Below are 24,118 nucleotides of genomic sequence, written 5' to 3'. Positions count from 1 at the left end.
TTTAATCACTTAGTCGGCTTGCTCGATTCGCCTTAGTCTCGTGGGGTCGGTTATGTGTATAAGAGACAGACCTAACGCCGCCACAACGCCTAATATAATCCCGGTCGCAATTGTTAGCAAGATGCCCCAATACGGAAAGAAGTATGGAAACTTAAGCCCGTTAACCTCCAATCCCGCAACCAAGATGTAACTTAACCACAAGCCCGAGAAAATGCCAAAAGCAATTCCGATAGCAGAAAGTAGCAGGCTTTCTGCGACTATCAGGTTGCCAACCTGCCGACGGGTAGCGCCGATAGCACGCAGCATCCCTATCTCGCGCGTGCGCTCAAGCACATTGATGCCTAGCGTATTAAGTAGCGCAATGAATGAGGGGATGGCCAGCACGAGCAGTATCATATCAATACCTAAAAAAGCATTGTTAAGCATCTTCATCGCATTCTCTCGAAATTCTTCTCCTGAGAACAGTGTAAATGCCGGATAACTGCGAACGATATGCTGCAGGGAAGCCCGCACCTCGGCTTTATTTGACCCTTCCTGCCGGTCTGCCATAATGAGCAAGTCAGCGGTCTCGTTGAAGTCACGCTTTAGGTTATCCTGAGAAATATAGCCTGTGGCGAGCTTAGCATTCAGGTAGTCCATTCCTACTCCTGCAACCCTGTATGTTTTCAGTCCCTGGGGTGTTTTAAGTGTTAGGCTCTGCCCAACCTTAATACCATTTTGGCTGGCAAAAATGCCGTTAACAATCATTGCTCGCCCGTGGGCAAGCGCAGAATACGCCGAGTCCGGATTACCGCTTGAGAAGTCAAGGCCGGATACCGTTGGATACCCAGCCGGATCGATGCCGAGTATCTGTATATCAGCTTTACCGGTTTTGGATGCGGCAAAACGTATAGTAGTAACTGCATCTACGCCGGGTACTTCACGAATTCGCTTCACAAGATCGGGGCCTGCCCCGACATTGCCGCCGCCCAGTAACATTGATTGCGGCATCAAGATATAGTCGGCATGCATGCTTTTATCAAGATAAGCCAAGTAGCCTGAGGATACCGACGTCGTCATACCAACGGCGGCAATAATAATAGCCAGGCCAATCATTACCGCAGAGGCAGTAATGGCAGAGCGTCTGGTATGACGAGTTAGGTTTCCCTTAGCAATCTGCCCCTCGCGCGTAAAAACGGCAACCAGTAGCCGCCCAAAAACTTGCGAGATTGGTTTGACCAGCGCAGGTCCTGTAAGTACAAGGCCGATGAGAAACAGGATTGCGCCAAGCGACGCCAGCTCTACATTCCCTGAGATGAGTCCTAAAACTGCTATGACTATCAAGGCTGCCCCAACAACAACGCTCTTCGTTATAGCTCTGTCACGCGTTTCCACCGCTGATTCCCACATCACCTGCAAAGGCGATACACGACCTGCCTGAAACGCGGGCAAGAGACCGCTTAGGACACTTACCCCGATACCCAATCCAATTGCGGCTAGGTAGGTAGCCGGCGAAAATACCGGCCCGCCGACTGGGAGATGCAGCATACTCACATATAGCGACCTTAGTGCTGCAGTCACCCCGACTGCCATAGCATATCCAGCGATCATGCCAATAGCAGTCCCGATGACGCCTTGTAGCAAACTCTCGGCAAGGATAAGACCGAGTATCATCTTGCGGGTAGCGCCAACAGCGCGCAGCATGGCAATGTCTCTGCGCCTCTCGGCAACAATTGTGCGGAATGTGTTGAAGATAATGAAGCCACCCATCGTAAGAGCCAATATGCCAAGCACATTAAAAATAGCCTGTCCTAGCTTAATACTCGCTAAAAACTCACTTCCCTCTTCAACGCCACCCAATTTAAAACCGCCATCAAGTGCGTCAAGAACAGCTTTTCGCACTTCTTCACGCTTTGCGCCATCGACGAATTTAGCCTCAATGACGTTTATTTTTCCTTCCTGGCTTAGAAGGTCTTGCGCATCTTTAAGCGGCACGTATAGATTCTCAGAACCAGGAATAGGGGGCTCATCAACAAGGCCCACTATCGAGAACTCCACCTGCCCTGTTCCTGAAGGCAATACAAATGTATCGCCCACTTTTAGCCCGGTTGCATTCGCCAGGTTATTCGATATAAGCATGCGGTTATTATCCGCATGCGATAGCGCACGGCCCTTTTTTACCCTTAAGGGACGTACTTGGTCGATCGTCCCTGGATCAATACCATTTAGCTTAAAATTACTCACCGGCTGCCCTTCCTTGTTAACCGGCGACTGTGAAGGAGGGATAATTATCGGCCGCACCAGCAATGGCGTTGCCTGGTCTATTCCCGATATATTGAGCACCTTGTTTACCAAGGTGCTGTCAAAGCTGCCCTGCGTATCACTCGTTATACTAAGATCCACCTGTCCGCTTGAAATCGCGATGCTTTGCTGAAACGATTTCACGAAGGAAGGTAGTAGTCCGTTAAGGCCAAAGATAATCATAACGCCGAAGATAATTGCAAGTGTTGTCAAAACACTGCGTGTCTTGCGTGACGCAAGATAACGAAATGCAAGCTTTAGCGTAAACATTATAGGCGCCCCATCCTTTCGCGCACGGCATTTTCTTCGTCAGGGTCTTTGTGTGACAGTTGGGTCTCATCAACTATCGAGCCGTCTTTTAGAAAGATTATCTTGTCGGAATAAGCTGCTATACGGGGATCGTGGGTTACTATTACTACCGTGCGGCTCCATTGCTTTGATATATGCTTGAGCAAGACAGCAATTTCGTCTGATGCCCGGGTGTCGAGATTGCCGGTTGGCTCATCTGCCAAAATAAGGACCGGCTCGGATACAAGAGCCCGCGCTATTGCAACGCGTTGTTGCTGACCTCCAGATAGTTCACTCGGCTTATGGTTAATCCTATCCTTAAGACCCACATGGCTAAGCCATTCCCTTGCAAGTGCCAGCGCCCTGGATTGCTTAACTCCATCTAGGATAAGCGGCAAAGCTGCGTTTTCTTGCGCGCTGAGGACTGGTATTAGATTATAGTACTGGAATACAAAACCAATCTTGCGCCTCCGCAGTTCGGTTAACTCCGTGTCGTTGAGCTTTGCTAAGTCATGTCCATCAACAACTACGATTCCCGAAGTCGGCTTATCCAGGCCGCCGATAAGGTGAAGCAAAGTTGACTTGCCGCATCCGCTCGGTCCCATAACAGCAACAAATGACCCTGTCTCAATTTGCAAATTCACCCTGTTAAGTGCAGTAACAGCGGTTTCACCCTTGCCATAGATTTTAGTGAGATCTTTTGTTTCTACAATTGCCAATGTTTGCACCTCCAAAGAATGCCTAGCGGTATTTGCGAGGTCGTCCGCGTGGGCGCGGTTCTGGTTCGGGAAGCGGCTGCCTTCGTATCTCTTCAATACGCGCCTCGATCATATCAAGCCAGCGCAAATCTGCCTCAAGATGCATAATTGCTCTGTCGAGCATCATTATATGGGCTAGCTCAGACGCTGGATCAGATGAGGTGCGCTGAAGAGTGATATCGTGCAACTCTTTATAAAGGCTGGCACGCTGCGTGTAGATAACCGTTCGCGGGTCTGCTTCTTTAGTCGCCAGACTGATCATTAGCTTAACGAAGAACTCATCACGTTGGTGCTCTCCCGTAACCGGCGTGTTTAGCCAGTTTGCCAGCTCATGCTTTCCTTCAGCAGTTATTTCATAGATGCGCTTTTCTGGCCCTCCATCTTGGTCCAAAGTCTTTTCGATAACCAGCCCACCTTCCTTTAACCGCGACAGCGTTGTATAGATTTGGGCAGGCTTGACATCCCAAATCTCCTCACCGCCAACTACTGCTTCAAATGCAGCATGGAGCTCATAGCCGTGTCTGGGCCGCTGACCTAATAAACCCAGTAATGCATTTCGTACCGACATAATAATTACTCTACAAGTTACTATTTTTAAACAAGCATGAACCAAGACGATAGTTAAGTCAATAGATAAATTTTGGATGAACGTGATAAATTCTGGATAAAAATATGCGGATAATAACTTGGCGACTAACCGGCCGGTTTAAAAGACATGCTTAACAGTACAGATAGCACAGCGAAAATCGTGCCAAGCGCCCAGTAGCCAACTGTAACTGCCGCTGCTTTAGTTTTTGTTATCTTGTATGTGAACGAGAACCCTATTATAAGGAGAATGATAGACCATATGCCAAAGACATCGATGCGGGCAAGCATCACTCCAAGGGGGGTTGCTGCCCTGCTGCTGGGGAGCAGTGCGGAAAGACCTGGGACGACTATTTTGCCGCTTGCAACCATATATGCGGATTGGATGATCTGCTGGATAACTATTGGAATCTGGGCATACCCAACAGTTGCTAAACCAACAGAAAATTTAGCACGTCCGCCGAATATGTAAGCGCCAAGATGCAACAAAGCAGACTGAACGAAGAAAGCTATAATAGTCCCAATAAAAGCTGAGGCTGCAGCTATGACACTAAAAAGCGGTGATTCCATCATTTTTTTAGCCTGGGCTGCTTGTTCGGGCGATATGTTGGAGTTGCTTGATAGTGCTTTCTGGCTAACCTCAATAGATAGTGGCACGCTTACTACCGCGAAAATAACCGAGGTGATAACCAATAAAATTATTGGCACCCACCAAACCGGATTCTCCTTAATCCATTCAAACACCCTAGATGGCTTAACTACAACGCGTGCAAGATTCCTTATCGATTCCACCTACACTACCTCCTTAATGGGCTTGACCAATTTACTCATGACGCAATGCGATAAGCGGATTTAACCTTGCGGCCCTTAAGGCGGGGTATATCCCAGCTGCTAAACCTATACCCATAGCAAAAACAATTGCGAATATAGCAAGCCATAGTGGGACAATAAACGTTATCGGGCTCTCACCACCTGCACCCTCACCGCTGAGGTAAAAGCCCGCCAGCAGACTTAATATTTTTGATAGAATCCAGCCTAAAAATGTGCCGCCTATCCCCCCAGCCAGACCGATAAACCCTGCTTCGCCTAAAAATATCTTTATTATATCTTTATTGCTTGCCCCTACCGCTTTCATTATACCTATCTCGCGCGTACGCTCGTAGATAGACATGATCATCGTATTTATTATCCCGATAGACGCCACAAGCAGCGCAACCGCGCCGATAGCGCCAAGAACAGCCTGGATTACTCTAAAGAAGGTATTCAAGCTATCAAGTATTTGCTTCATCGAGAATACGAAAAGATTCATGTCTTCCAGTTTCTTTTGCACACGATCCGCTTCCGTAGGGGAGCTAACTGTAACTCTTAAAGCGCTGTAGCCCTCTCTTTTAATAAGATTAGGCGTATTCCGCTGCCACAGCCAAACATCCTTAGCCAAATCAATCGGCATATATATACTGCCGTAATCTTCTTGAGTCCCTTTGTCTTTAGCGATTCCGACAATACGCACTCGTATGCGTCTTATTTCTTGTGTGCCGTCATTGGCCGACCTTGTAACCTTAAGTATCGCTGTCCTGTTGAGCAGATCAGCCGGCCTTACTTCTTCCCCATCCCTAAACGAGCTACTAAATTTACCGGATACAATAATCGACTTTTCTGCATCGTTTCTTGGTAAGCGTCCCTTTGATATTTCAACAGGACTTTCTTTGCTAAAGCCTTGGATCCTAACAGAGTCGACTTTGTGGCTTTGTATCTTGGCCGAGACACCTCCTATATCGATCTGTGGTATCACAGATTTTACTCCATCTAGCCTGGATATGTCCCTGATAGTGTCATCGTCGAGCCGCACTTCTTTGACTTGTTCCGAAAAAGGGCCGCCCGTGTTGGGATTGCTTGGCAGGACTGTAAGATCGTTTAAGCTGCCAATGGAAAGAAACTGCCTTGAAAAGCTCGTCTGAAGTCCTATCCCTAAGGCCACCATTGCAACGATCGCCGTTGTCCCGACAACGACACCTAAAACCGTAAGAAACACCCTGAGCTTCATCCGTCTTATATTTACCAGAATAAAGGATATAAGATCTGAATTATTCATAGGCTACTCTTGATTTCCACCAAGACCTAAGAGTGCTTTAAAGAAATTGATCAACTTGGATAAGAACCCATCAGAGCCTTTGCCTTTAGTTTGGTAATCAGCAGCTTTCTTAACCTTTACTCTTAGCTCTTTAACTATTGTATGCTGGCGATTGAAGTCATCTATGTAGCTAACATTGAGTCTCAATGTTTGTTCTCCTGCCTTAATAAAGCTAACATCAGTTTCGTATGTATCCGAGTCGGCCGCTTCAAGGGTTCCGATGAAGTAATTTGGTGACTTGATTTTTGCTTCGCCACCAGAGACTTCGACTGCGACACTGTTAACAGGATAATTACCGCCGTTTACGATATCAGCAGTAAGCTTAAACCGCTGGTCTGTTTTAACACTACTTGGAATAGACACTCGTGTGATTCTTAAGTCAGCTTCTCTTATAAGCACTATGCCGACTATCTGACTTTGTGCCCGAGCACCATTGTAATCAAGCCTTACGTTAATATTGTACGTGCCGGAGACAGCAGACCCATTGGCAACCATTTTAAAAACGGTTTCTTTTTCGCCACCTACAGTGAGCGTACCCAGATAGCGGACATTGCTCTCACCGACTACCGATATGGGTACTTGAGACGGGGCGCTACCCTGCGCTTGGGAAGAAGGTGCTGGGGTCGAGGTGCTAATGCTGTCCACACCTAGGGTTATGATCAAGTTGTTTGCCTTTGAACCACCGCTGTTTTTTACCTTCAGCTTTAAGTCAAAATTATCGCCGGGAGACACATTCTGCGGCTCGGTAACAGCACTAACAAGAACAATAGGCCCTTCCGCATACGCGGGCATAGCCATGAGTAAATGCATGAGAAATATAATGATAGCGATAATCCCTTTAGCTATCCTGGTTATCCTGTTTCCTCTAGTCACCCTGCACCTCCAGCCAGTTGCGCTAACTTAGTTACCATCCTTCAATCTGGTTTATAATTCTGCCGTCTTTTATATGAATAATTCTATCTGCATGGCGCGCTTTTTCTGCATCGTGGGTTACCATAATAATAGTAAGCCCTTTCTCCTTATTTAACCATGTGAGAAGCCTCATTATCTCCTCACCGGTTTTACTATCTAAGTTACCGGTGGGTTCATCCCCAAGAATTATTGACGGGTTGTTGATAAGTGCCCTTGCAACGGCCACTCTCTGCTGTTCACCGCCGCTCAGCTCTGTTGGCCGATGATTTGCCCTCTGCCCAAGACCAACAGCTTGTAGCATGCTTTCTGCTCTCCTGCTGCGCTCGTCCTTTGGAACGCCTGCAAATATGAGTGGCAGCTCAACATTTTGCAGGGCAGTCAGGGTAGGGATTAAATTGTAGGATTGAAAAATAAAACCGATGCGCTCACGGCGATATTTTGCAAGTTCGTTTTCATCTAGGGATGCTATATCTAAGCCATCGACAATAACCTTACCGGAATCAAAGCGATCAAGCCCGCCGATTAGGTTTAAAAGAGTGGATTTGCCGGAGCCGGAGGTGCCCATAATGCTTACGAACTCACCATGCGTAATTGATATAGATACGCTGTCAAGAGCAGTAACTAGAACCTCTCCCAAAGAATACCTGCGAGTCAGATCAGTTACCACAACTGCCTTAGCCAAGTAACGCCTCCATATTTAGACTTTCCCTTTACTGCAAATAATAATATTTTAACCGAGTTTTAGCTCAACTGGAACGACGTTTGCGTAATATTTTAGAGGCCGTGTTTACACATTCACAATTTTCAAATGCTAAAGTGCCTGCTTAATAGATTGCCCGGTGCCCGTCACCGGTGATGGTGAAAATGGGAATATTACGAGTATGGAGTTGTTGTTTCTTAGAAACATTATTATAATATCCGGCCTGGCAACTTTAATCATCCTTCTTTTTCATAGATTTAGGATTCCGACTATTATTGGTTTCATTCTAACTGGAATGCTGGTTGGCCCGCATGGGTTGGGTTTAATAAGAGAGACAAGCCAGGTCGATAACCTTGCAAACATCGGCCTCATCCTTCTGTTGTTTGTCATAGGCATCGAGTTTTCACCTAAAAGCTTCTTAAGCTTAGGTAAACCGATTTTAACAGCCGGAGTCCTCCAAATAATGCTAGCTGCATTTGCGGGCTATGCCTTAGCCCTGGTGTACGGACGGCCACTGGAGGAGTCTTTGTTAATAGGCCTCCTTACATCTCTTAGTAGTACGGCGATTGTGCTGGCAATTATTCAAGAAAGGGGTGAGATCGATACTCCTTATGGAAACACTGCACTCGGCATCCTGATCCTTCAAGACATCGCTGTGGTTCCGATGATGCTTCTCATCCCGCTGCTTGCGGGAAGGTCCGGCAACCTTTCCGAGGCACTGCTCGAGTTTTTGTTCAAAGCGGTCGGCGTTGTACTGCTGGCTATCATAGGCATGAGATGGGTCGCTCCTTTTATATTGTATCAAATCGCCAGAACCCGTAATCGAGAAATCTTCTTAATAAGCATCATTACTTTGAGTTTTGCTATCGCCTGGCTGACCTCAACCATAGGTCTCTCGCTTGCCTTGGGTGCTTTCTTGGCAGGACTCATCATTTCGGAGTCAGAATATAGCCGCGATATTCTTGGCAGTGTCTTGCCGCTTCGCAATGTTTTCAGCAGTTTCTTCTTCGTGTCAATCGGCATGCTAATAGATATAAGTCAGATTGCTGAACAAATTGTAACTGTTCTTGCGCTTACCATTGGCATCCTTATTTTAAAGATAATAAGTTCGGCAATTGCACCCGCGATAGCAGGGTTTCCATTTCGTATATCACTGCTAACCGGATTTGCGCTTAGCCAAATCGGCGAATTCTCTTTCATCCTGGCCCGAACTGGCCTATCGGTCGGGTTGCTTACCACCAGCACATTTCAATTACTCCTAGCTGTCGCTTCCCTAACGTTATTTATAACACCCTTTGCGATAGCCCTGGCACCTCAAGCCGTAAGCATGCTAGCACGGCTTCCCTTGCCAAAAACGTTAATTGTCGGCCGATTTCCCCTGCAGGAGTTAAAAATCGAAGAGAAAAGAGACCACCTCATAATCGTCGGTTATGGATTCACAGGGCGAAACCTGGCTCGCGCCGCATCGGCAGCAAACATCCCATACCTAATCCTGGATCTAAATCCTGAGATAGTAAGAAAAGAAAGGGCGGCTGGTGAGCCGATTTACTTTGGCGATGCAACGCAGGAGCCGGTGCTCGAGCATGCCGGCATCAAAACTGCCAGAGTAATGGTAATAGCTATCCACGACGCTGCTGCCGAACGTCGTATTGTCGAGCTTGCAAGCCGTCTCAATCCCAATGTTTACATAATCGCACGGACTCACTATATATCCGAGCTTGAGCCCCTCTATAGATTGGGTGCAGATGAGGTTGTCCCTGAAGAATATGAAACTGCGGTTGAGATCTTCACCCGCGTTTTAAACGTCTATCTGGTGCCTCAAGAGGATATCGAGAAATTTATAAATGAGCTGCGGGCATACAGCTATGAGATGTTGAGAAGTATATCGAGAAAGCGAGCAGTACCTGCTGAGATTAGGCTTAAGCTTCCAGAGACCGCAATTAGCGAAGTGAAACTTGCTGCCGGGTCGCCGGCAGCTGGCAAAACCTTAGCCGAACTCAGTTTAAGAAAACGGTATGGGGTGAGCGTGCTTGCCATCCATCGCAACCACCAGACAATACCGAACCCAGATGGGGATACAAGGCTTTACGCAGGCGACCGTTTGGTAATAGTTGGAACAAAGGATAAACTGAACGTCGCCGAAAGTTTATTCGGTAACCCAGAAGTGGCTTAGTGCTTACAGTATACAGTGAAAACATGGGTTTAGATTTCTGTTAATTCAGAGAGCTCTTCAAGACGAACAATGTCGGTACTTGCGATTACCCCTACGATCTTCTTTGGATGGGCAGGATTAACTACAGGCAAGCGATCGATGTCAAGTCTACTCATCAGCTCTGAAACTTCCGCCAGGTTCTGGTCTGGATAGGCAGTAACAACATCCCTTACGGCAACACTGCCAACCTGAGCCACCCGCCAATCACAGGTAGGTATGCGTTTTATGTCGCAGATACCAACCATTCCATAAAGGTTGTGATCATTTACGACAGGAAAGCTTTTATGCCGGTATTTTAAGACATATTCATGGACAAATTCTTCAATGCTGATATTTGCAGGTACCGTTACTACATCTGATGTCATAGCTTCTTCGACCCGCCTCTCCATTATCCGGTGAAGGACAGTTTGCCTGTGAAAGCGTTGGTGCGCCGAAACCGAGCGGCGCCCTGAAACTGTATAGCTAACTGCGGCAGCTATCAAACCAGGTATAATAAAACCCGGACTGCCGGTTGTCTCGGCAACAAAAGTTGCCGCCGCAAGAGGAGTGCTGTAGCCGGCGCCAAGAAATGCCGCCATGCCGAGGATTGGGTACAGCGGACCCCGCGCTGAGACCAACCCACCAAGGGCGCCACCAATTGTTGCGCCCATGACAATCATAGGAATAAATATGCCACCAACGCCGCCAGCAGCCAATGTTGCCGAAGTACCGACAACTTTGAGCAGAAATAGCACCAGTAGCTGCCATGCTGCTATCTTGCCGGCCAAAGTGCTGTTGATAGCTTCATAGCCAGAGCCCAAGGCAAAGGGTGCCTTAAAGATAGTAAGCGACGCAACGCCGACTATCCCCATGACTGTACTTCCGAGTACGGCTCTCTGCACGAAATTGCCGGTCACTCTTTTTAAAAAAGAACCTGACCAGTGGAAGAGAAAAACAAAAAGACGTGCGGTTAACCCGCAGACTATACCCAAAATAATAGACAGGAGCAAATCGCGATTATTTAAAGCAAATACGTGAGGAACCTTAAAAAGCGGCGCCGTGCCGATCATGCTTACAAAAACGATATAGGATGTAACCGATGCTATTAGGGAAGGTATAAAAGCGTTGTGGGCAAGGTCATCTTTGTACGGCACTTCAAGCCCAAAGACAATGCCGGTTAAAGGTGCCTTAAAGATAGCGGCAATACCGGCGGCACCTCCGGCAAGTATCATCCAGCGCGTATCTTCATCTGTAAAACTGGATCGAGCAAAGGTACGCTTTAACCAGGAAGCTATACTTGAACCGATATAGATGCTCGGGCCCTCCATGCCCGCGCTACCTCCAAAGCCTATAGTAAGAACAGAAGCCGCCACCTTAGCCGGAAAAGAAGCAAGTTTAATACGGCCATTATCCTCATGGTAAGCCTGAATTATCTCCTCGGTACTGTGGATCCAGGGGTTGACAGAAAACTTGTTAACAAGGACGGCCGCAGCCAGTATCCCAAAGGCGGGAAGCACAAACCACAAGATACCGTTTCCGGCAAATCCCCGTACATGGAACCAGATTATATCGTATATAACGAAGTGAACCCCGGCAACTGCAAGGCCTATAACCACGCCTACAATAAAAGAGAACAGAAACCATTTCTTAAAGTTATCCCTTATATGAGCGGTTTTAGAAAGATACAGGCCAAACGTCTCTTTTACCTTTGCATTAACTGCCAATACACCTCCCTTTTGAAAACTCAAAAGGCTATTTGCTGGCCGCCAATCATTATATTGCTAAATCGCACGACTCACAATTTAGCATAAGCTAATAGAAATCTTAAGCCAAGTAGATTGCAGGTTAAGTGACAGGCTACTTCCTGATGGGATTGGTAAACTTCATTCACTATCCTTAGATATGGTAAATTAAAGTATTGGCACTTCTAACATTGAAACCTTAAGCTTGCTAAAATAGCAGTTAATCAAAGACCGGGAGAATATTTAAAGCATGGAATTGCCCTTTTTAAGAGACATTGCCGTTATATTTGGTCTATCTATTGCAATTCTTTTTTTATGCCATCGCCTTCACGTGCCAACAGTCGTGGCTTTTCTGTTAACAGGGATACTGGTAGGGCCACACGGTTTGGGTTTGATAGATGCAGTCCATGAGGTCGAAAACCTTGCCGAAGTCGGTATCGTACTTTTGCTTTTTACTATCGGCATGGAATTCTCGTTTAAAGACCTTTCTCAAGTTAAGAGGTCGGTTGTTGTCGGCGGTTCTCTTCAAGTACTTTTAACCTTCTTGGCGGGCTTTTTAATAGCCCTGGGGTTGGGGCGGCCTGCCAGCCAATCTGTGCTGATAGGCTTTCTTATATCTCTTAGCAGCACGGCTATTGTCCTTAAGCTTTTTCAAGAGAGAGCTGAAATTGATAGCCCACACGGTCGAGCCTCCCTAGGTATATTGATATTTCAAGACCTCACCATTGTTCCGATGATGCTTTTAGTACCTTTACTTGCAGGAATTTCAAACAACATCGGTGCATCGCTACTTATGCTTGTGTTTAAAGCCATGGCCATAATTTTGCTGGTTATTGTCAGTGCTAAGTGGGTTATGCCAAACTTGCTGTATCAAATCGCAAAAACACAAAACCGTGAGCTCTTCTTGTTCAGCATTATAGCAATCGGCATTATCGTTGCCTGGCTTACTTCAAGCGCCGGTCTTTCTCTTGCGCTAGGTGCGTTTCTGGCAGGCCTTATCATATCTGAGTCTGAGTACAGCCATCATGCGCTTGGCAATATGCTACCGTTTAGGGATGTTTTTACAAGCTTCTTCTTTATCTCTGTCGGGATGCTTCTTGACATCAACTTTATCCTTAGGCAGCCCCAGCTTATCATTTTAATTGCCTTTGGCACCTTATTGCTAAAGGCTATACTGGCAGGCTCCGTGGCTACTATACTTGGATTTTCAATCCGTACAGCTATATTAATAGGATTTGCGGTTAGCCAAATCGGAGAATTTTCCTTTATTCTTTCCAAGGCCGGCGTTGATTACGGGCTACTTTCTAGGAGCGCTTATCAGCTGTTTTTGGCAGTTTCTGTTCTTACAATGGCATCAGCCCCATTAGCCATAGCGGTTGCACCGCGAGTTGCCGACGGCATTGCCCGCCTGCCTATGCCAAACAGGCTAAGATTTGGCTGCAACCCTGTTAAGCACGTAAAACAGCCAGGCAGAAAAGACCACCTCGTCATAATCGGATTTGGCTTTAATGGCAAAAATCTGGCAAGAGCTGCTTCGGCCGCAAATATCCCTTACCAGGTCATTGAGATGAACGCCGAAGTAGTCAGAGACGAGCAATATAAGGGAGAGCCAATCTGTTACGGTGACGCAACACATGAGGCAGTGCTTGAGCATGCCGACATCCGGGATGCGAGGGTTGCGGTAGTGGCGATATCTGACCCGGCTGCAACCCGAAGAATTATTGCCACTATACGATCGCTCAACCCGAATATTTACATAATCGTGCGCACGCGCTACATCCAGGAACTAGAACTTTTGCATGAGCTTGGTGCAAACGAAGTTATCCCGGAGGAATTTGAAACATCGGTCGAGATATTTGCGCGAGTCTTAAAGAAGTACCTGATACCAAGAGATGAGATTGAGGAATTTGTCTCAGAGATAAGGTCCGATGGCTACGAGATGTTAAGAAGCCTCTCTAAAAAGAAGGCAAGTTATTCTGACTTTAAGCTTCATCTTCCTGAGATCGAAATCAGCACGCTCCGAATCGGCGAAAGAGCTGCAGCAGCCGGAAAAACGCTGGCGCAAATCGAACTAAGAAAAAAATATGGTGTTTCGATGCTGGCGATACGCCGCGAATCAGACATGCTATCGAATCCGCATGGGGAAACGAAGCTTGAGGCCGGCGACATAGTTGTCATTGTCGGAATGAGAGACAATATTTTTAGGGCTGAGTCGCTGTTTCGAAACCTAGAGTAAATAGATAAAGTTTGGGTAAAGTGACTTACAAGAGGAGTAAACCCTTAAAATCCTTACTCTTACATCACTTTACCCAAACTATTTGTTCTTTTCATCAAGCAGATTCAAGCAGATATTTAGGCTTTCCAGCTGCCTTTTTGCTATAGAATCGATAGATATCTCTTTAGCTCGTGCTCTGTGACCTGGATCCTGTATGCATCCCATTCGGCCTTCTTATTCCTCAAGAAGTACTCAAACACATGATCTCCAAGAGCCTTTCTTAACAAATCGCTCTTCTCGGCTAGAGCTATCGCTTCAGCCAGGCTGCCCGGGAGCATGTTGATTCCGGCAGCTTCCCTTTCTGCATCCGTCATCTCATAAATGTTGTCGTATGCTTCGGCTGGAAGTTCGTAGCCCTTCTCAATACCTTCAAGACCTGCCGCAAGCATTACCGAGAATGCAAGGTATGGGTTGCATGCTGGATCAGGGCTTCTTAGCTCAATTCTGGTCGCCGCTTCTTTACCCGGCTTATACATCGGAACCCTAACCAGCGCGCTTCTGTTGCGGCGGCTCCAACATACATAAACCGGAGCCTCGTAGCCGGGAACAAGCCTCTTGTATGAGTTGACCCACTGGTTCAAAACAAGGGTTATCTCAGGTGCGTGCTTCAGCACACCGGCAATATAGCCTTTTGCTTCTTTTGAAAGGTGAGCTTCGTCGTTTGCGTCAAAGAACGCGTTCTTATCGCCTTTAAATAGAGACTGATGGACGTGCATGCCGCTCCCGTTTTCGCCAAATATCGGCTTTGGCATGAAGGTAGCGTAAATTCCGTGCTCCTGAGCGATTTCTTTTACTGCTAGACGATATGCCATAACGTTATCCGCCATAGTCAGAGCATCGGCGTACCTTAAATCAATCTCATGCTGGCTGGGGGCCACCTCGTGGTGAGAATACTCCACGGTAATGCCCATATTTTCAAGAGCAAATATAGTGTCTCTTCTGTAAGGTGTGGCCAGATCGAGCGGCGTTAGATCAAAGTAACCACCCCTGTCTAACACCTCGGTTCCATTGCTATCCTTAAAATAGAAAAATTCAAGCTCTGGGCCAACATACATCGTGTAGCCTAGCTTTGCCGCCCTCTCAAGATTTCTCTTTAAAATGTAGCGTGGGTCACCTTCAAATGGATTGCCATCAGGCGTCTGAATATCGCAAAACATCTTTGCAACTTTTACGTCTTTAGACCATGGAAGGAGGGTAAAAGTGCTCGGATCGGGTTTGGCAACCATATCAGATTCCTCAATTCTGGTGAAACCCTCTATTGAAGAACCATCGAAGCCCATTCCCTCCTCAAAAGCAAGTTCAAGCTCTGCCGGCGATATAGAGAAGCTTTTTAGAAGCCCTAAAACATCGGTAAACCAGAGTCGAATAAATTGAACGTTTTTGTCCCTTACCTGCTTCAGGACATATTCCGCATCCTTTTTGTCAAGAACCATCTTAGCCAAAAAAATCATCCTTTCAGAAAAAATCTATCGATACCAGCTATATATTTAATCGAATTATAAGCGCCGAATGTTACAGATATGTTACAAATTTATTAATTTAGCATTATTTTCTGGAAATTCCAGTTTGCTTTAAAGCAAACCAATGTTAGCAACGCTTTAGTGGTTAGCTATTTCTTAAACCTGTATCCTACATTCCTTATGGTTTCGATATAAGATTCATAGCGGCCAAGTTTTGCTCTCAAACGCCTTATATGGACATCAACCGTACGTGCGCCACCAAAATAATCGTAACCCCAAACGTTGCTTAGTAGCTGGTCACGCGTATACACCCTTCCCCTGCGGCTTATAAGGCACTTAAGAAGCTCATACTCTTTAAAGGTGAGGTCTAGTGGCACACCGTCAATTGCCACCTCGTAATTGTCAAAATCAATAGTCATACCATCAACGACTAGTGTATTTCCATGCTGCTTAAGCTCTTGCCCATAGTTTCCATGTTTAATAAGGGCAAGCTTAAGCCTGAGCTCCAGCTCATTAATAGTATAGGGGATCAAGATGATTTCATGGGCTTTCAGCAAAAGGCCCTCGTCTTCATCCACGCTTCCATCATACAGTAAGACGATAGCAGCGTATTCCCTATTGCTTCCAACTAGTTTGCCAAGCTCCCGGCAATCAGCAATAATAACATCTGCGCCGTTGGTCTCTGCTGGCAGGATATCATAGTCGAGTGCGGTTAAATCAGCAAATAGCTTTTCTTTTAATGATATGTTTTCCGTTTTAACAGATGCCGTTTTCATATCTTGCTCCTAATACGGCTATTGTAACAGAATGTTATAGGAATAATATCGGCAACAGGCTGCTAATTAGATAGACCTGCCATTTGCAGTGCGGTTCCAGCAAGAATGAGTTCGTTGATGGCCCTTATCCCTGTTCTCCAGTACTTTTTCTAATTTTGGCACTTCGGCACACCAAGACATCCAGGCATAACTAATACGCATACAAGTTTCCGTACGGCCTGTGCGATACGGCTTTAATCTTTTTGAAGTCGCCTTTTAGTATCTCATCGGCATCGAGACCCAGGTCGTCAGCAAACTCGGTGACGTATTTTTTTATAGTCGCGCGATCATCGTCATCAAGCTCAAGAACTGCTACTTCTTTACCAAGTTGGTAATTCTCAAGCTTGCCTCTGACATAGATTACGCCTCCATGCATGCCGGTACCGAAGTAGTTGCCAGCAATTTGGTCGTTTCCGTTGTTTCCGGTATCTAGACCAAGCAAAATAAGAATGCCTCCGGCCATGTACTCACCAAAGAAATCGCGGGCAGTTCCACCGATAACCATAACAGGTACCTTATCTTTATATTCTTTCATATGGATACCGACACGGTATCCGACATCGCCTTTAATAAAGAGTTTTCCGCCCCTCATTCCGTACCCCAGAACATCACCCGCATCACCGTGAATCACAATCTTGCCGTCGTTCATCGTATTTGCTATATGATCCTGTCCATTTGCGTTAACTATAACGATTGGACCATTCATAAAAGCGCCTAGATCATTACCGGGTACGCCATCAATTGTTATTTTGACCGGAATGTCTATCGCATCGGCGATATATCGTTGCCCGTTAACGTTTACCAGCTTTATCTCAGTCTCGCCGTTTTTAACTGCTTCCCTTACTTTGTCGTTTAATTCGCGATAGAGCAACCCTTTCGCATCAATCGTTACCATTGAGCCACACCCAGCCTTTCTTTTCTGAGCTCGATTGGAAAGTCGATGTAGCCAAAGTCATCGGCAAGCAGACGATCGTACATGCTGCTTATATTTACCTGGTCACGGATGAGACCAGTTATGATGCCCGCTCTGTCGATCTTTCCAACAAATACCGACCCTACTATGGTGCTTCCCCTTAAGACTATCTTGCGGTAGCTATCGCCTTCGACTTTAGTCAAAACTTCAAGGTCGTCTGAATCAACATTTGATAGGCCGGCTGTGATAACCGGCACGCCAAAAAGCTCAATCGAGTTCATGGCAAGTCCGCCTGCAAACTCGCGCTCAACTCCCGCCATATTAAAACCTGCGATTTTACCCTGGATGTACGCGTTTGGCCAGATCGGCATGACACGGTTTCCTCCATTTAGGTAGTCCGGGCCTTCAGTTACATCACCTGCGGCGTAAACATCAGGCAGGTTTGTCCTCATGTGTTTATCGGTTATTATTCCTCTGTTTACTTCAACACCGCTCTCCTTAGCAAATGCCGCATTTGGCACGACACCAATTGCGATAATAACCGCATCGCAATTGATAGTGGTACCGTCTTTGAGCTTGACTCCGTTTGCCTGGCTTTCGCCCAGTATCTCGTCCACAGTATTCTCGGTGATGATATTGATTCCGGCTTTCTCAAGCGCATTTTGAACAATCCTTCCAGCTTCAACATCAAGTACGGTCGCCATAACGCGGTTGGCAAGCTCGACAACTGTTACCTTAACACCCCTGTGGTGCAGACTTTCTGCCGCCTTAAGACCGATTAGGCCAGCACCAATTATAACGACATGGTCTAGCTCAGGCACTAGCGCATCAAGCGCTTTGGCATCGTCCATTTTGATAAAGCTGAAGATTCTATCCTTACCTAGACCCTTCATCGGGGGGACAAACGGAGTACCACCGGTTGCAATAAGAAGCTTGCCATATGCAATCTCCTCACCATCATCCAGTTTGACCGACTTCTTGGCTGGGTCAATCGAAACAGCTCTCTTTCCAAGTTTAGTTGTAACACCGTTTCTCTCATAAAAATCCGGATCGCGGTAGCCCATCATACCTTCTTTAACCTGACCAGCTAGATATTCCGAGATAAGTGGGCGCGAGTAAACCGAATAAACCTCGTCGGCAATCACTGTTATGTTGCCCTCTTTATCTACTTTTCGTATCGCCTCAATGGCGCCAACCGCCGCCACCGAGTTTCCTATGATTACATAGCTCACCTTATCTCCCTACCTCTCCTCATAAACCAGAGCCTCGTTTGGACACATCTCAACGCAGGCCGGCGTATCGCGATCTGGGCAAAGGTCGCATTTAGCGATTTTCTTGCGTGCCAGGTCTCTCTGTGGCGCCCCATACGGACATACAAGAACACATGTCCAGCAGCCGACGCATTTTTCCTCGTTATAGACAACCTTGCCATCATCCTGCTTAGTCAGTGCGCCGGTAATGCAGGATTCAACACACTCAGGTTCATCGCAGTGACGGCACTGGATGGCAAAAGAGACCGGCATTATTTCCTCGACAAGTACCCTGGATACGGGTTTTGGATCCTCGCTTTTATGCGCCTTGATTATATTCTTTGACCGGGAGTGCTCTGTGCGACACCATATCTCACACAACCTGCACCCGATACAAACCTCTTCTTTAGCGTATATCCTCTTCATAATTCCTCCGAGTTAACTTATAACCCTTGGGGTCTTATTCCCCTACCAAATCTCCTCTGTGGAAGGAAAATAATAATTTTGTACAATGCTTGCCTTTGCTTAGGCCATCGGCGATCCAGCCACCTGCAGGCCAAGAATATCCATTTCTTCCTTGTGCAGGCCAACCGCTCTTAAATGCAGTCTGTTTCCGCGCAGCGACTCGATCGCATTCAAGCCCATGCCACCAAGCATCTCAGATATCTCATGCGACCAGCCGCGTACCAGATTATAGAGCCGCTCAGCCGCAATATCAGGGTTGAGTCTCTTCTCAAGGTACGGATTCTGAGTTGCAATACCCCAATTGCACTTGCCAGTGTAGCATTTCTGGCAAACATGGCACCCCATGGCAACAAGTGCTGCAGTGCCAAGATAGACAGCATCTGCACCAAGACCTATTGCTTTGATGACATCGGCACTGTTTCTAAAGCCGCCCGCCGCCACGACCGACGCTTTATTACGAATTCCCTCGTCTCGCAGGCGGGTATCTACCGCTGCAATTGCAAGTTCAATTGGAATGCCGACGTTGTCCCGAATCATTGTCGGCGCGGCGCCTGTGCCGCCGCGGAATCCGTCGATTGCAATAATATCGGCCCCGGCTCTGGCGATACCGCTTGCGATTGCCGCAACATTATGAACTGCCGATATTTTGACCGATACCGGTTTCGTATATTCAGTAGCCTCTTTCAGGCTATAGATCAACTGGCTCAGGTCCTCGATTGAGTAGATATCGTGGTGCGGCGCCGGCGAGAGGGCGTCCGAGCCGATCGGGATCATCCTGGTCTCGCTTACCGCCGGGCCAACTTTCTCACCCGGCAGGTGACCGCCGATACCTGGCTTAGCTCCCTGACCTATCTTAATTTCAATAGCCGCTGCAGTATCAAGATACTCGCTATGTACACCGAACCTGCCTGATGCGACCTGCACGATGGTATGAGGGCTGTATTTATACAGCTTCCTGTGAAGTCCGCCCTCTCCTGTGTTCCAATAGGTCCCAAGCTCGGTTGCTGCACGCGCCAGCGCTTCGCAGGCGTTGTAGCTGATCGCACCGTACGACATTGCTGAGAACATGATCGGTGTCTTCATCTCAAGTTGTGGTGCAAGCCTCGTTTTCAGGATCGGCTCGCCGTCGACTATATCAATCTCGATAAAATCTGGTTTACTCCCCAAGAAGGTACGAAGCTCCATCGGCTCGCGAAGGGGGTCGATAGATGGATTTGTAACCTGACTTGCATTTAGAAGTATATGGTCCCAATAAATTGGATACGGTTTGGGGTTGCCCATACCGGTCAAAAGAACGCCGCCGGTCTCGGCCTGCTTCCAGATATACTTCTGGGTTTCGGCCGTCCAGTTAGCATTATCCTTTACGTAGGGGTTGTTTTCCTTGATGTAGAGCGCATTCGTTGGACACAGGCTAACGCATCGCTGGCAGGCAACACATTTTTCGTCTATGCTATATACCTCGCCATCTTCGTCAAATTTATGTGCCTCAAATGCACACTGGCGCACACAAACACCGCAGTTTATGCACCTGTCCTCGTCCCGCTCTATTTTTACCTCAGGTAGCTGGTATGTCTTCATTTAAGCCACCGTTCCTTCCAGTTCTATAGCTTTATTGCTATCTTTTTTTGCCGGATTTTTTAACTCACCGACTACAGGCTCACCAGCTTTTGGATTCCATACTATATCAAGTTCTGGTGAGACCTCACGAATTGCTGCTTCTTCGCTTGCGATATAGAGCATGTCATCTTTTCTCGCTGCAGTCAGCGGGCGCAATTTCACGCGATCGCTAAGCCCAACCATGCCGTTTGCATGTCCGAGGATAATGGCAAACGGACCGTTTAGCAGACCGCCGCCATAAACCATCCTGAGGGCCCGGTAGACGTCACCCTTCGACTCACCCTTCTCACGCATGCGATCAATATCTGTCCAGAATGGAGCAGCAAGAGCTTTACATGCCATCTCAAGCGGTAGCTTATGCCTTCTTAACATGAGATCAAATAGATAGGCTACTACCTCGGTATCAGTAAGCATCGTGCACTTATATCCAAACATCTCAAGATAGCGTTTGTTGATTCCGTAGGATGATATTTCGCCGTTGTGGACGATTGCCCAGTCAAGAATAGTAAACGGATGTGCACCGCCCCACCAGCCAGGCGTATTCGTGGGAAATCTCCCATGTCCTATCCAGGTGTATCCCTCATACTCATCCAAACGGTAGAACCTTCCTACGTCCTCTGGGTAGCCTACTGCCTTAAACGCTCCCATGTTTTTGCCGGATGAGAATATAAAGGCTCCTGCCACGACCGAGTTCACTGTCATTACAGCATCGATGACGTAATCCTCTTCACACAAACCGCAGTCCTCAAAATCCGCCTTTGGCTTTACAAAGTATCTCCAGAGTAGCGGACCTCTTGGGATAGAATCGATCTTTCGTGTCGGGATGACTTCTTCGCTATCGATATCGAACCGCTCATCAAGCAGCATATCCGTTTCTTCTTTAGCTCTAATGTCGTCGTACATGATATGTAAGGCATAGTAGTCCTTTTTATGCGGATAGATTCCGTATGCAGCAAATCCTCCGCCAAGGCCGTTTGAGCGATCATGCAGGATTTCCATTGCGCGGATGATGCCTTCGCCACTCATAAGTCTTCCTTCTTCGCTCATCATGCCAGCCAAACCACATCCTGATATATTCCTGCGATGTATTCGACCTTCCAAAACCAGCACCTCCAACTAGTAGGAATCAGAATCCGGTAACCAGAAGCCGAGTCTTATTCTCCAACAAAGGAAGATAACTTCCAGTTCACCTATTAACCGATTCACCGTTCAACCTCGGTCGATAAAAAAACGCCAACGACCACTTGGTCCGTTGGCGCCATTGCCAAAGATAAACTTTGTGCATTTAGTGCACTATGTGCCCTAATTATATTAAGTTTATGTTACAATGTCAAACATTTTATAGCCTCCTGCGGCATAGCCCGATCCACTACACCGCTTTTTGCATCACAATTTTGGCTTGCAGAAGACGAGCCCTAATCTTGTACTGCTGCTTTATGCCGCTATTAAGACTATAAACCTTAAGAAAAACCCTCCTAATAGAACCAGTACAGACGATGTAACTGCGAGGCCTTTTGTGCTAAGGCTGCTATTTTGCAGGCCAAACCTCTGTATATTAAAAGGTATTAACAAACCTGCGGCTATAAAACCAAGCCAGAAAAATACAGCAAAATCGCCGACCATTACGTTTTTAATTGCCCCTATAGCCCGTGGCGATATAAACAGCGCTATAGCCAGTATAGCCACAAATACGAGCTCTAATTTAATCATGAAATTATCGCCCTTTTCAAGGCGGCGCACCTCATGGTGCGCACCACTTTTACTCAGGCTTAATAGCAGAATTATTGCCGCTATCCCGGTTGATGTTGCAGATATCACAAACAATACTGGCAATAGCACGGTATCTGCCCAGATCGGCCTTGATGATACCGCTAAGAGCACGCCTGTATAGATTGCAACCAGGAATGCAATGGGTAATCCTAGCACCCCGACCGCCCGTCGAATGTCATCTTTTTCTGCTAATGCGGATAACACTGGAATGTTACTTGCGAACCTTTCTTTCGCCAGCCACATCAACGGATAGGCTACGCCGCAAACTGCTGAAAATGCAACCAGAAACCATGTGCCGAGCGACATTACTGAACCCGGTCTGATTATTATCCCCGTGTTGACCGGACCAAGTTGCAGCATCAAGTGCCAAAACCTTAGAGGCCTGCCCAGGTCAACAACCAGCATCAGCAATCCGATGATTATCGGGATAAGAACTATATATGACCCTATCCTGGCAACCTCTTTGTATCTATCTTTACCAATTAAATCAGCAAAGACACCTACATAATAGGCAGCGGCACTCATTCCGCCAACGAATAGGTACAGGGCTATCGGGAATCCCCATCTCAGCTCCTCAGACACTTTACCTCACCCCTTCCTCATGGCGTTTTCGGTCTTGTCACCTTCATCTTGGAATAACTTTCTCAGCGGAAACGCAGCCAAATAACCGGCCATCGCCAATCCTGCGGCCCACTTCAAAAGCGAATCGCTGGTAGCCAGTCTGGGATTTGCCGGCAACCCAACGGTCTCTGGAGTGTCGGGCAAAATGTAGAGAACTTTTAGACCGCCCAGTTCATGCTTGCCAAACACAGCCGCGTTTGTATAACCGCTTGACTTTAACTCATTTACGCGTGCCTCCGCTTTGGTTAGCAGGACCTCGCGGTCACCAAACTGTATCGCTCCTAATGGGCAGGCTTCTGCGCAAGCAGTGATTTTTCCTTCCCTTAAACGATTTTCACAAAGCGTACACTTTCGCGATGTGCCTGTTTGAGAACTTACCCCCGGCACATTGAAAGGGCACGCCTGAACGCAATACTTGCATCCAACGCATGTTTCCTGATCGATAACGACAATTCCATCGTCTCGCCTATAGATAGCTCCTGTCGGACATACGGCGGCGCAACTTGGTTTGCTGCAATGCATGCACTGAACTTTTAGGTTGTATTTAGCTGGTTGCCCCTGCAAGCTGCTGTTCTTGAGTTTGACGGTGGTCCAAGTACTGCCGTCGGTAAATGATGAATACTTATAAACATTTGGCAAACCGTTGGATTTCTTGCAGGCAATTGCACAGCTTAAACAACCGATACATTTCGAGGGATCGTTAAGCAGAGCTTTTTCTGCGACGCCCGAAATCCCCCTTGTTTCTGCCAGGGCAGGAGTGCTTGCATTTAAACCGCCCGCCGCAATACCGGCAGCCGTTAAACCGGAAATTTTAATGAAGTCTCTCCGGCTTATACCCATTGCTTATCACTCCCTCCACAGTAAGGTTCACCCTTTATGGCTAGTATTTCACGGGTTACAAGGTCGATTACTCGAGGTATCTGAGCAGATATGTCAGGAGTTGGTTCAGTTCCCCAGGCGATCTCTTTTGGCTGTATTCCAATAATAACCGTTTCTGGATAGCAACCGATGAATTTGGCAAGTTTCAACGTGTCGTAGAGATCGACTTGATGTAGAGATGTTTTATGCTCATCCAATAACGCTTTGACTTCATCGGGTTTAAACCGAAATACGGTACCCGGCTCGTCTCCAGCATCGATGGCGTCGATTATGATGAGGCGGTCGGCCCTTTCTATTTGCTCAAGAAGGTCAATCCCTCCAGCTCCTCCATCAAACAGCGTAACGCTATCGGGCAATTGCACGTCCTGCATGGCTTTTACCACATGCACTCCAATGCCCTCGTCTTTAAGCAAAATATTGCCAACGCCTAGAACTAGAACTTCATTCCTTCCATTATCAGCCATAA

20 protein-coding genes are annotated in these 24,118 nt (G+C 47.0%); 2 read left to right on the top strand and 18 right to left on the bottom strand.

Going from position 1 to position 24,118, the window contains the following annotated elements; translation table 11 throughout:
* Window positions 1-9: 9 nt before the first annotated feature.
* The 7 genes from K6T91_03330 to K6T91_03300 all read right to left on the bottom strand — a co-directional run bounded on the left by K6T91_03330 (window position 10) and on the right by K6T91_03300 (window position 7,636).
* Entirely contained in the window at window positions 10-2,550 is a 2,541-nt protein-coding gene (locus K6T91_03330; GenBank protein MCL6471826.1) for an ABC transporter permease, read from the bottom strand.
* Complete coding sequence (locus K6T91_03325; protein MCL6471825.1) at window positions 2,550-3,287, bottom strand: ABC transporter ATP-binding protein; 738 nt, start codon at window positions 3,285-3,287, stop codon at window positions 2,550-2,552. The genes K6T91_03330 and K6T91_03325 overlap by 1 nt, the downstream gene beginning before the upstream one ends.
* A gap of 22 nt (window positions 3,288-3,309) precedes the next feature.
* Entirely contained in the window at window positions 3,310-3,894 is a 585-nt protein-coding gene (locus tag K6T91_03320) for a PadR family transcriptional regulator (protein MCL6471824.1), read from the bottom strand.
* A 125-nt stretch (window positions 3,895-4,019) separates the two neighbouring features.
* Window positions 4,020-4,703 (bottom strand): YIP1 family protein, encoded by a 684-nt coding sequence (locus tag K6T91_03315; protein ID MCL6471823.1) that lies wholly within the window; start codon window positions 4,701-4,703, stop codon window positions 4,020-4,022.
* 31 nt (window positions 4,704-4,734) lie between these two features.
* On the bottom strand, window positions 4,735-6,003 hold the full coding sequence (locus tag K6T91_03310) for an ABC transporter permease (protein ID MCL6471822.1): 1,269 nt from the start codon (window positions 6,001-6,003) through the stop codon (window positions 4,735-4,737).
* A 3-nt stretch (window positions 6,004-6,006) separates the two neighbouring features.
* A complete protein-coding gene (locus K6T91_03305) occupies window positions 6,007-6,915 on the bottom strand; it encodes a hypothetical protein (protein ID MCL6471821.1) in 909 nt (302 codons plus the stop codon).
* 31 nt (window positions 6,916-6,946) lie between these two features.
* The gene (locus K6T91_03300; protein MCL6471820.1) at window positions 6,947-7,636 is read right to left on the bottom strand and encodes an ABC transporter ATP-binding protein; all 690 of its coding nucleotides are present in this window, start codon (window positions 7,634-7,636) and stop codon (window positions 6,947-6,949) included.
* A 199-nt stretch (window positions 7,637-7,835) separates the two neighbouring features.
* Here K6T91_03300 and K6T91_03295 point away from each other — a divergent pair, with 199 nt between their 5' ends.
* Window positions 7,836-9,827 carry a cation:proton antiporter gene (locus K6T91_03295; GenBank protein ID MCL6471819.1) on the top strand — a complete coding sequence of 664 codons (1,992 nt, stop codon included), beginning with the start codon at window positions 7,836-7,838 and terminating at the stop codon, window positions 9,825-9,827.
* A gap of 29 nt (window positions 9,828-9,856) precedes the next feature.
* Here K6T91_03295 and K6T91_03290 read toward each other — a convergent pair whose 3' ends face one another.
* A complete protein-coding gene (locus K6T91_03290) occupies window positions 9,857-11,569 on the bottom strand; it encodes a chloride channel protein (GenBank protein ID MCL6471818.1) in 1,713 nt (570 codons plus the stop codon).
* Between the two features lie 268 nt (window positions 11,570-11,837).
* Between K6T91_03290 and K6T91_03285 the strand changes: the two genes are divergently transcribed.
* On the top strand, window positions 11,838-13,823 hold the full coding sequence (locus tag K6T91_03285) for a cation:proton antiporter (GenBank protein ID MCL6471817.1): 1,986 nt from the start codon (window positions 11,838-11,840) through the stop codon (window positions 13,821-13,823).
* Window positions 13,824-13,963: 140 nt separating this feature from the next.
* Here K6T91_03285 and K6T91_03280 read toward each other — a convergent pair whose 3' ends face one another.
* From K6T91_03280 to K6T91_03235, 10 genes are all read right to left on the bottom strand, one after another.
* Window positions 13,964-15,295 (bottom strand): glutamine synthetase family protein, encoded by a 1,332-nt coding sequence (locus K6T91_03280; protein MCL6471816.1) that lies wholly within the window; start codon window positions 15,293-15,295, stop codon window positions 13,964-13,966.
* Between the two features lie 176 nt (window positions 15,296-15,471).
* On the bottom strand, window positions 15,472-16,098 hold the full coding sequence (locus tag K6T91_03275; protein ID MCL6471815.1) for a response regulator transcription factor: 627 nt from the start codon (window positions 16,096-16,098) through the stop codon (window positions 15,472-15,474).
* A gap of 190 nt (window positions 16,099-16,288) precedes the next feature.
* Window positions 16,289-17,032, bottom strand: coding sequence for a hypothetical protein (locus K6T91_03270; protein ID MCL6471814.1), 744 nt, complete (start codon window positions 17,030-17,032; stop codon window positions 16,289-16,291).
* Complete coding sequence (locus tag K6T91_03265) at window positions 17,026-18,282, bottom strand: FAD-dependent oxidoreductase (GenBank protein MCL6471813.1); 1,257 nt, start codon at window positions 18,280-18,282, stop codon at window positions 17,026-17,028. Before K6T91_03265 ends, K6T91_03270 begins: the two co-directional genes overlap by 7 nt.
* Before the next feature lie 9 nt (window positions 18,283-18,291).
* On the bottom strand, window positions 18,292-18,726 hold the full coding sequence (locus K6T91_03260; protein MCL6471812.1) for a 4Fe-4S dicluster domain-containing protein: 435 nt from the start codon (window positions 18,724-18,726) through the stop codon (window positions 18,292-18,294).
* A 99-nt stretch (window positions 18,727-18,825) separates the two neighbouring features.
* On the bottom strand, window positions 18,826-20,343 hold the full coding sequence (locus K6T91_03255; protein MCL6471811.1) for a 4Fe-4S binding protein: 1,518 nt from the start codon (window positions 20,341-20,343) through the stop codon (window positions 18,826-18,828).
* Window positions 20,344-21,489: a glutamine amidotransferase family protein gene (locus K6T91_03250; protein MCL6471810.1), complete on the bottom strand. Its 1,146-nt coding sequence runs from the start codon at window positions 21,487-21,489 to the stop codon at window positions 20,344-20,346.
* A 327-nt stretch (window positions 21,490-21,816) separates the two neighbouring features.
* The gene (gene nrfD / locus K6T91_03245) at window positions 21,817-22,734 is read right to left on the bottom strand and encodes a polysulfide reductase NrfD (GenBank protein MCL6471809.1); all 918 of its coding nucleotides are present in this window, start codon (window positions 22,732-22,734) and stop codon (window positions 21,817-21,819) included.
* A gap of 6 nt (window positions 22,735-22,740) precedes the next feature.
* The gene (locus K6T91_03240; protein MCL6471808.1) at window positions 22,741-23,613 is read right to left on the bottom strand and encodes a 4Fe-4S binding protein; all 873 of its coding nucleotides are present in this window, start codon (window positions 23,611-23,613) and stop codon (window positions 22,741-22,743) included.
* Window positions 23,604-24,116, bottom strand: a complete 513-nt coding sequence (locus tag K6T91_03235; GenBank protein ID MCL6471807.1) for a HyaD/HybD family hydrogenase maturation endopeptidase — start codon at window positions 24,114-24,116, stop codon at window positions 23,604-23,606. Before K6T91_03235 ends, K6T91_03240 begins: the two co-directional genes overlap by 10 nt.
* Between the last annotated feature and the right edge of the window lie 2 nt (window positions 24,117-24,118).

It is taken from the genome of Bacillota bacterium (assembly GCA_023511485.1).
Classification (GTDB): domain Bacteria; phylum Actinomycetota; class Aquicultoria; order Aquicultorales; family Aquicultoraceae; genus CADDYS01.
The sequence above is the reverse complement of the archived record's forward strand: the minus strand, read 5'-3'. Positions and strand labels throughout refer to the sequence as shown.

What these genes read in the sequence shown, in the direction of transcription:
- K6T91_03235 (MCL6471807.1), bottom strand. Translation starts at nt 24,116, where the DNA reads ATGGCTGATAATGGAAGGAATGAAGTTCTAGTTCTAGGCGTTGGCAAT.
- K6T91_03310 (MCL6471822.1), bottom strand. Translation starts at nt 6,003, where the DNA reads ATGAATAATTCAGATCTTATATCCTTTATTCTGGTAAATATAAGACGG.
- K6T91_03270 (MCL6471814.1), bottom strand. Translation starts at nt 17,032, where the DNA reads ATGGTAACGATTGATGCGAAAGGGTTGCTCTATCGCGAATTAAACGAC.
- K6T91_03285 (MCL6471817.1), top strand. Translation starts at nt 11,838, where the DNA reads ATGGAATTGCCCTTTTTAAGAGACATTGCCGTTATATTTGGTCTATCT.
- K6T91_03260 (MCL6471812.1), bottom strand. Translation starts at nt 18,726, where the DNA reads ATGAAGAGGATATACGCTAAAGAAGAGGTTTGTATCGGGTGCAGGTTG.
- K6T91_03240 (MCL6471808.1), bottom strand. Translation starts at nt 23,613, where the DNA reads ATGGGTATAAGCCGGAGAGACTTCATTAAAATTTCCGGTTTAACGGCT.
- K6T91_03255 (MCL6471811.1), bottom strand. Translation starts at nt 20,343, where the DNA reads ATGAAGACATACCAGCTACCTGAGGTAAAAATAGAGCGGGACGAGGAC.
- K6T91_03275 (MCL6471815.1), bottom strand. Translation starts at nt 16,098, where the DNA reads ATGAAAACGGCATCTGTTAAAACGGAAAACATATCATTAAAAGAAAAG.
- K6T91_03280 (MCL6471816.1), bottom strand. Translation starts at nt 15,295, where the DNA reads ATGGTTCTTGACAAAAAGGATGCGGAATATGTCCTGAAGCAGGTAAGG.
- K6T91_03330 (MCL6471826.1), bottom strand. Translation starts at nt 2,550, where the DNA reads ATGTTTACGCTAAAGCTTGCATTTCGTTATCTTGCGTCACGCAAGACA.
- K6T91_03295 (MCL6471819.1), top strand. Translation starts at nt 7,836, where the DNA reads ATGGAGTTGTTGTTTCTTAGAAACATTATTATAATATCCGGCCTGGCA.
- K6T91_03320 (MCL6471824.1), bottom strand. Translation starts at nt 3,894, where the DNA reads ATGTCGGTACGAAATGCATTACTGGGTTTATTAGGTCAGCGGCCCAGA.